Origin of the sequence: Nonomuraea guangzhouensis (assembly GCF_019396345.1) — a bacterium.
Classification (GTDB): Bacteria; Actinomycetota; Actinomycetes; order Streptosporangiales; family Streptosporangiaceae; genus Nonomuraea; species Nonomuraea guangzhouensis.
Window position 1 is genome coordinate 1 of the sequence record NZ_JAHKRM010000085.1, and the last position, 8016, is coordinate 8016.

Sequence of the window (8016 nt, forward strand, 5' to 3'; positions counted from 1 at the left end):
AAACCAGCTTCATCGGTACAACTCTGCCGCCGGATGGGCGGTCACAGGACGTGGAGACTCCGCGATAGCGGGGCCTGTGAAGCGTCAAGCATCCTGTCCCACAGTCTCGCCCGCACCCGCGCTGCGAGCTGCTGCGTAAGCAGCACAGGAATCCTCCACATTCATGTGGAGGAGCACGTCAATCCAACACCGACCAGGAGAACGAGAACTGGGCGCCGATCTTCCGCGACTTCCAGAAGAAGTACCCCTGGGTGACCAAGATCGCGGCCAACAACCTGGACAGCGACGAGGTGTTCCAGCGCCTGCTGAGCGAGCAGGCCACCGGCAACTCGCCCGCGGACTTGGCGGTCTCCAACGCCGCCCAGGCGTGGGCCGACTTCGCCGGCCGGCCCGGCACGCTGCTGGACTACGCCTCGCCGGAGAAGGACAAGCTTCCGGACTTCGCCGAGCCGCTGCCGAAGGTCTACGCGATGTCGGTGGACCCGCTGTCGATCGCGTACAACACCTCGGTACACCGCTGACCTCGAACTCGACCTGGCCACCGTCGTGCCGTCCATCGCGGGGCCGCGCAGGCCGCAGGACCGTGTCCCGTTGGACGCCGCCAAGGCCGCGTTCCGGGCTCAGGCACGGCCCGAGGTGCGGGCCAGGCTGGGGGAGAGCGGCGAGGAGATCGGCCATGGAGCCGTCGCCATCACCGCTATCACCTCCTGCACCAACACCTCCAACCCCTCGGTCATGGTCGCCGCCGGGCTGCTCGCCAGGAACGCCGTACGGCGCGGCCTGCGTGCCAAGCCCTGGGTGAAGACCACCCTGTCGCCCGGCTCGCGCGTGGTCATGGACTACTACGGTGTGGCGGGTCTGACCTCCTACCTGGAGGAACTCGGCTTCCACCTGGCCGGGTTCGGCTGCATGACCTGTATCGGCGCCTCGGGGCCGCTCATCGAGGAGGTGTCCAGGGCGGTGGCCGAGCACGACCTCGACGTGGCCGCGGTCCTGTCGGGCAACCGCAACTTCGAGGGCCGCATCCAGCCGGAGGTCCGCTCCAACTACCTGGCCTCGCCCCCGCTCGTCGTCGCCTACGCCATCGCCGGCACGATGGACCTCGACCTCACCACCGAACCCCTCGGTACGGACCCCAAAGGCGGGCCCGTCTACCTGCGGGATCTCTGGCCCACGGCGGACGAGGTACGCGGCGTGGTCGAGCAGGTGATCCAGCCGTCGATGTTCACCCGCGCCTATGCCGACGTGCTCGCCGGCGACGAACGCTGGCAGCGGCTGGAGACCCAGAGCTCCGCCACCTTCCCCTGGGACCCCGCATCCACCTATGTGCGCCGTGCCCCCTACGTGGCGGGCATGCCCCTCGAACCACCGCCCGTCACCGACATCGCCGACGCCCGCGTACTGGTCAAATTGGGCGACTTCATCACCACCGACCACATCTCGCCCCCGGGGCCATCCCGCCCGCCGGTCCCGCCGGCCGCTACCTCACCGGGCTGGGCGTGCCACGTGGTCAGCTCAACACCTACGCCTCCAGGCGCGGCAACCACGATGTGATGATGCGCGGCACCTTCGCCAACGTACGGCTGCGCAACCAGCTCGCCCCCGGCACCGAAGGCGGGTTCACCCCGAACTTCCTCGACGGCGGCACGATCACCACCGTCTACGAGGCCGCCTGCGCGTACCGGGCGGCGTCGGTCCCGGCCGTGGTGCTCGCCGGGGAGGGGTACGGGGCCGGCTCCTCCCGCGACTGGGCCGCCAAGGGGCCCGCGCTGCTGGGCGTGCGGGCCGTCATCGCCAAGTCGTTCGAGCGCATCCACCGCTCGAACCTGGTGGGCATGGGGATCCTCCCGCTGCAGTTCCTGCCCGGCCAGGGGGCCGACGAGCTCGGACTGACGGGCCGGGAGACCATCACGATCGGCGGCCTAGGCCCGATCGGCGACGGCCTCGTTCCGCCCACGCTGACCGTTACTGCCGGCGACATCGCCTTCCAGGTGACCGTCCGCCTCGACACCAGCCGCGAAGCCGACTACTACCGGCACGGCGGCATCATGCCGTACGTCCTGCGAGGCCTCTTGGCCTGAGGGACACCGGTTACCGGGAGTAGGGGTGGCGCCGGTAACCGTCCAACGGGCCCCGGGCAGAATCCTGCTATGGATGCCACATTACGGAAGATCATCACGGAGCTGAACGCAGCCGCCGCCCAGCACGACGCCGGCCAGGAGGACCGGCTGGACCGGTGGCGGGTGCTGGAGCCCGACGCCGGGGAGTTCCTGTGGTTCCTGGCCCAGAGCTCTGGGGCCCGGATCATCGTGGAGATCGGCACCTCGCGGGGCGTGTCAACGTTGTGGCTGGCCGACGCCGCGAGGGCGGTCGGCGGGCACGTCCTCAGCCTCGACACCGACCCCGAGGCCCAGGCGCACGCCCGCCGCACGGTGGCCGAGGCGGGGCTGACCGACCACGTCGAGTTCCGCGTCGAGGACGGGGGCGCGGCACTCGCCCGCATGCCGGACGGCGCGGTCGACCTGCTCTTCCTCGACGCCGAACGCGTCGAGTACCCCTCCTGGTGGCCGCACCCCTACCGGGTGCTGCGGCAGGGTGGCGTGCTCGTGGCCGACAACGCCCTGTCCCACCCCGAGGAGATCGCCCCACTGCACGACCTCCTCCAAGGGGAGCCGCGCCTGACCGTCACCACGATCAACGTGGGCAAGGGCGAACTGGTCGCACTGCGGCGCTGAGAGCCAGGGCTCTCTGATGCGGCTTCGTTCGCTTGCCGAGGACGGGCTTCTCGGCAAGCGGCGGTCGCGGTCGTGCCGGCGACCGCCGCGAGGTGTGACCTCGCGCCGACTCCGGGTAGGGGGCGACTGTAAGGCAAGAAAAGGGGGCACGCTCATGAGCCGCATCGCGGAATGGTTGAAGAAGGCCGAGGACCTGGCGAGAGGGCACTCCAAGCAGGCTGACAAGGTGCTGGATCGCGCCGAGCGGTTCGCCAAGGAGCGGACCGGCCACAAGTACGACCAGCACATTGAGAAGGGCGTGGACGAGGTGCAGCGCCGCTACGGCGGAGGCGAGCCACAGGGCCAGCAGCCGCCAAGCCCGCAGCCCCCAGAGCCACCGCCACAGCAGCCTGGTCAGCGCCCGGACTAACGACGGGCCGGTGACGCGCGCAGGGGCGAATCCGCTGCTGCGGCGGGCATTGACGTGTCACGGATGGACCGATCCGGAGCCGGCCGACTGGCGCATCCGGCAGGATTTCGGCGTCAAGCCCGCGACCCCGCAGGAGGAGGCGGCTCCGGTAGGTCCCCGGGGTCAACCGCCCGAACCCTCGACCAAGTCGGCCAAGCGCGCTATAAGGTCCGGAGCGGCTCTCAGGGCCCTGCTTCACCCGATGTGGGGTGTTGTCTTCCCCTGGAGGAAGTGTTCGATCCGGAGCCTTTGGGTGTCGTGCATGGGCAGGTCCTCGATCTCATCCGGGCTGACCCAGCGGACGTCGGTCGACTCGTCGCTGATCGCGAGCGCTCCACCGACGACATGAGCCGTCAGGCAGATGTTGAACTGGCGGCGTACTTCTCCGTCGCTGTAGGCGATGATGTGCCGGGCGTCTGTGTAAAGGCCGACCATTCCGGTCACCTCGACGTCGTATCCGGTCTCCTCCTCCACCTCCCGTACGGCCGCCTGCGGCACCGACTCGGCGGGCGAGGTTGTCGGTACACGCGGGTTGACGCCCCCTGAAAGGCAGATATCTTTTGCTTAGGAAAGTTTCCTAAAATTCTCTCTGTCGCACATCCCCCGGAGCGAGACCTGAACCGGGGCGTACGGAACGTGAAACGGACATCCTTCACTAGTACCAGGAGAGGGAATGAGAAGAATCCTGCGCGCCCTCGCTGCGACCGCGCTCGCGATGGGAGCCATTACCGTCCTGTCGGGTGTGCTGAGCCCAGCGTCGGCGGGAGCCGGTGATTGTGAGTACGTCCTCGGTCAGAACTCGTTCTCCGCCTGGTGCGCGACGAACGGTCCCGTCTACCAGTTCCAAGCGTGGGTCCAGTGCATCAACGGCCGGAGGGACGGCGGCTGGGTGACGACCAACAGCGGCCAGTGGAGCGTAGCGAGCTGTGGACCGTGGTGGATCGACCGTCAGAGCTACGGCATGGACGTGCGCCCGCTCCCCTGACGCGGGTACGGCGGTACCGCCACAGGGGCGGTACCGCCGGGGCGTGGCTGGGTTCTCGCCGCACCGGTCTCGGAAGAGGGCTGCCTCATTCCGTGAGGAGTTCTTAGGGCCGGGGGCGTGGGGGGGCGCCGAGCCCCCCCCAAGACGCAGCCCGAAGCGCCCCGAAAGCGAGGACCTTGGGTGTCAGGGCGCCCGTCGAGCGGAGGGCTTTTCCACCAAAGTGGCGCCCGTCTCCGCCTCCAGGGCCGGGGCGTAGCCTGCGGCGCGCAGCGCGGTCATCGTCTCCCGTTCCGGGCTCGCGCTGATCAGTACGGTCGGTGCGATCAGGCGCAGGCCGAGTGCGCGGAGCGGTTTGGCGTGGACGAGTTCGTCCAGTAGTGCCTCGTCGTCGGAGCGGATGCAGCAGCCGGATCGCACCACCCGCATCCGGCCGTGCGTCCGTCCCACGTCCTTGATCAGGTACTCCAGTGGCTGCGGGAGGTCGCCTTCCGCCACGGCCCGGAGCCGGGAGAGCAGGGTGTCCGGTTTGTGGCCGGCGTCGAGGGCGTGCCGTACCGAGGCGTGGCTGATGCGCCACACCACCGCGTGCCCTTCCGATTCGCGGACGCCGACCGTGCTCAGGAGGGCGGCCAGTTTCGCTTCCGGGGCGCCGGCCACCACGGCGGTCAGGTCGGTCTGGAAGCGGGCCGTGGTGCGGGGCGGGGGGAGCATGGCGGTCAGGACGGGGGAGAGGGCGGCGTTGGGGGTCTTCCAGGCCTGGCCGGTGCGGAGCAGGTCGAGCACGGTGTGGCCGAGCCGGGTCAAGGCGCCCTGGCCGATGACGCCGAGGAGTGCGGCCTCGCGGAGGGTGGCCTCGATGCGCTGGGCGCCGGCCGGGCCCTGCGGGATCCGGGCGGGGCGGTGCCAGGTCGCGGCGGCCACCAGGTACGGCGGTGCGTCGGTCGCGCGTTGGGCGGGGGCCGCGGCCAGGGCCTCCAGCAGCGCGTAGCGCAGGCTGACCGCGTCGGAGTCGTCGAGGCCCGCCAGGGCGACGGGCGTCTGGTCGGGGTCGGGCCACCACAGCGGGATGTCGCGGCAGACGGCCCAGGCGGCGAGGATCGGGACCAGCCGCTGGGCCGGCGCGTACGACAGCCAGCGATCATAGGCCCGGGTGGGCAGGACGACATGGGCGGGCGGCGGCACCTTGGCACGGCGGTTCGCGGGGGGCTCGGCAGGTTCGGCCACGAGGCCCAGCAGGCCGGCGCGGAAGCACAGCTCCAGCAGGAAGCGGACGGTCTCGGGCTCGGCGATGCCCTTGGCCAGGCGTTTGGTGTCGCGGATCGCGACCCCGCCGGATTTGCGTACGGTGAGCGGCTGTTCGGCGCAGCCGGCGAGCAGCCGTTCGAGTTGCCAGGCGAGCGTGCCGGCCGCGGCCTCGGCGGGGGGTTCGATGTTCTCGGCCCGCGGCAGGTCGCGGGGCTGAGGAGGGTGCGGGGTGAACGTCGCCCGTAGCTCGCCGCGGACCGCGATCGCCACCTCGACCGGCAGCTCGGCCACCTGGGGAACGCCTGCCGGGAGCAGCAGCCCGCGCGCCGCCAGCCAGTCCGCGCCGGCCTGCTCCGCGCCATCGGCGAAGTAGACGTACTTGTTGGTGCCGTACAGGCCCGCCGGCTGGAAACTGCGGACCTCGAGCAGGGGCCCTTCGTGCGCGAGCCGGTCCAGCAGCTCCGTGGCCGTGGCGGGCGCCTTCGCGAGCAGGGCGTGCAGCCGTTCCGGATCCGTCAGGAACGCCACGACGTTCCGTTCGGCGGCTTCCCGGCCCGGCGCCTTGTCCAGCCCCAGCGCGGCGGCCAGCCGATGGACCTCCGGCGCGTTGAAATAGCGGGCGATGAGGTGGGCGGCGGGGCGGCCCAGTCCCATGCCGTCCGCCAGGTTCCGGTGGATGTAGGGGGCCACCACACACCGTTCGCCGTGGGGTGGCTGGAGCAGGGCCTGGTCGGCCAGCCGTTCCAGGGCCGCCTGCGCCTCTGCCCGCAGGTCCTGGTCCTGACCCGCGAGGAGGGTCAGCACCTCGGCTCGGGAGACCGCGCGTTCGTCCGGGTCGGGAGCGCGCCAGTAGTCGTCGGGGATTGGGCCGTGCCGCTGGGCGGACAGCCAGGCGATCGCGCCCAGGGCCTGGAGCTCCGGGAGCGTGCAGAAGCCCATCAACCGGGCCAGCACATGGTCCTGGCTGAGCAGGTGGGCGTAGTCCTCCAGCGACGGCTCGCGACCGCGGACCCGTAGCGCGCCGCGATCGGCCAGGAGCGCCAACTGCTCGGGGGCGCGCGTGGTGAGCCAGGCCATGAGGGCGTCACTGGGCATGGCTGGCAGCGTAGTACGCGACGCGGACAACGGCTTGGCAGACACAGGCCGTGAACGATGAACCCGCAGGTCTAGAGGCCGCTATCGGGGTATGACCCACTGGGAGACGTAGGAGGCGCGCGCATGCGAAGTGAGGGTGAGCGCATGCTGGGCGGCCTGCTGGGCGCGAGCCACCAGGCCGCCATCGAGGATCTGCCGGACTTGGTCGCCGAGCATGCCAAGCCGCTCGGGTTCTGCCAGACCATGATCTACGTGGTCGACCTGCAGCAGCAGTACCTCGTCCCGCTGCCCGGCCAGCACGACGCGGCGGGCGAGCCGCTGCGGCCGATCCGCATCGACGCCACGCTCGCCGGGCGGGCCTACCGCAATGTGGAGGTCGTCCAGGCCAAGCACGTCGTCGAGGGGGAGCCGGAGGCGCCGGCCGACGAGGGACGGCGGCGGCTGTGGGTGCCGCTGCTCGACGGCACAGAACGGGTCGGCATGCTGGGGGTGACCGTTCCCGCGGGCGATGACGACATCGACTGGCGGGTGAAGCAGCTGGCCAGCCTGGTCTCACTGCTGTTGATCAGCAAGCGCAACTTCAGCGACACCTACGCCTCACTCGTACGCGTGGAGTCGATGACCCTGTCGGCCGAGGTGCTGTGGAACCTGATGCCGAGCGGCAGCTTCGCCAACGACAAGGTGGTGGTCGGCGCCGCGCTGGAGCCCGCCTATGACGTGGGCGGCGACGTGTACGACTTCGCCCTCTCCGGCGACACGCTGCACCTGTCGATCTTCGACGCCATGGGGCACGACACCTCCGCGGGGCTGACCGCGACGATCGCCGTCGGCGCCTGCCGCAACAACCGGCTACGGGGCACCGGCCTGCTGGCGGCCAGCGAGGCCATCGACGAGGCGATCGCCGAACAGTTCGGCGCCACCCGGTTCGCCACCGGCATCCTCGCCGACCTGAACCTCAAGACCGGCGAGCTGACCTGGGTCAATCGCGGGCACCACCCGCCGCTGGTGATCCGGCGGGGCCGCCGCGTCGCCACCCTGGAGAGCGTGCCGTCGCCGCCGATGGGCTTCCGCCTGGGCCTGTCCGCCGGTCTGGAGCACTACCAGCTCGAACGCGGCGATCGCCTGCTCTTCTACACCGACGGCATCATCGAGGCGCACAGCCCGGAAGGGGAGGTGTTCGGGCTGGAGCGGTTCATCGACTTCGTCGTACGCCGCGAAGCCGACGGGATGTCGGCGCCGGAGACGCTGCGACGGCTGATCCAGTCCATCCTCGAACACCAGCACGGCCGCCTCCAGGACGACGCCACGGTGCTGAGCGTCGAGTGGCACGGCGAGAAGGAGCACCGGCTTACTGAAGGTCCGCAGAAAGCCTCGGCTCTTCAGGACTCCGTTGCCCAATTCGGTGGGTCATGCGGTGAGTGTCAGGTCGAGGCGCGCGAAGTGTGAGACTCGGGTCGCGCCGAGGGGTGTCTGGGTGAGCCAGGCGTCCAGGCGGATGAGGTTGATCG

7 protein-coding genes and 1 pseudogene are annotated in these 8016 nt (G+C 70.4%); 6 read left to right on the forward strand and 2 right to left on the reverse strand.

The genetic code is table 11. From position 1 onward, the window contains the following. Nucleotides 1-251 precede the first annotated feature (251 nt). The 4 genes and pseudogenes from KME78_RS63240 (at nt 252) to KME78_RS63255 (ending at nt 3144) form a co-directional block, all read left to right on the forward strand. The gene (locus KME78_RS63240) at nt 252-521 is read left to right on the forward strand and encodes a type 2 periplasmic-binding domain-containing protein (RefSeq protein WP_219539883.1); all 270 of its coding nucleotides are present in this window, start codon (nt 252-254) and stop codon (nt 519-521) included. Continuing rightward, nucleotides 505-2081: pseudogene (locus tag KME78_RS63245) on the forward strand (aconitate hydratase); the annotation flags it as partial. The gene KME78_RS63240 and the pseudogene KME78_RS63245, both read left to right, overlap by 17 nt. A 69-nt stretch (nt 2082-2150) precedes the next feature. Next, nucleotides 2151-2735, forward strand: coding sequence for an O-methyltransferase (locus tag KME78_RS63250; protein WP_219539884.1), 585 nt, complete (start codon nt 2151-2153; stop codon nt 2733-2735). 154 nt (nt 2736-2889) lie between these two features. Beyond that, nucleotides 2890-3144 (forward strand): antitoxin, encoded by a 255-nt coding sequence (locus tag KME78_RS63255; protein ID WP_219539885.1) that lies wholly within the window; start codon nt 2890-2892, stop codon nt 3142-3144. 234 nt (nt 3145-3378) lie between these two features. Here KME78_RS63255 and KME78_RS63260 read toward each other — a convergent pair whose 3' ends face one another. After that, a complete protein-coding gene (locus KME78_RS63260; protein WP_308127608.1) occupies nt 3379-3681 on the reverse strand; it encodes an NUDIX domain-containing protein in 303 nt (100 codons plus the stop codon). 175 nt (nt 3682-3856) lie between these two features. Between KME78_RS63260 and KME78_RS63265 the strand changes: the two genes are divergently transcribed. Continuing rightward, on the forward strand, nt 3857-4168 hold the full coding sequence (locus KME78_RS63265; RefSeq protein ID WP_219539886.1) for a hypothetical protein: 312 nt from the start codon (nt 3857-3859) through the stop codon (nt 4166-4168). A 183-nt stretch (nt 4169-4351) separates the two neighbouring features. Here KME78_RS63265 and KME78_RS63270 read toward each other — a convergent pair whose 3' ends face one another. After that, nucleotides 4352-6508: a helicase-associated domain-containing protein gene (locus tag KME78_RS63270; RefSeq protein WP_219539887.1), complete on the reverse strand. Its 2157-nt coding sequence runs from the start codon at nt 6506-6508 to the stop codon at nt 4352-4354. Nucleotides 6509-6631: 123 nt separating this feature from the next. Here KME78_RS63270 and KME78_RS63275 point away from each other — a divergent pair, with 123 nt between their 5' ends. Next, on the forward strand, nt 6632-7954 hold the full coding sequence (locus KME78_RS63275) for a PP2C family protein-serine/threonine phosphatase (protein ID WP_219539888.1): 1323 nt from the start codon (nt 6632-6634) through the stop codon (nt 7952-7954). Nucleotides 7955-8016 lie beyond the last annotated feature (62 nt).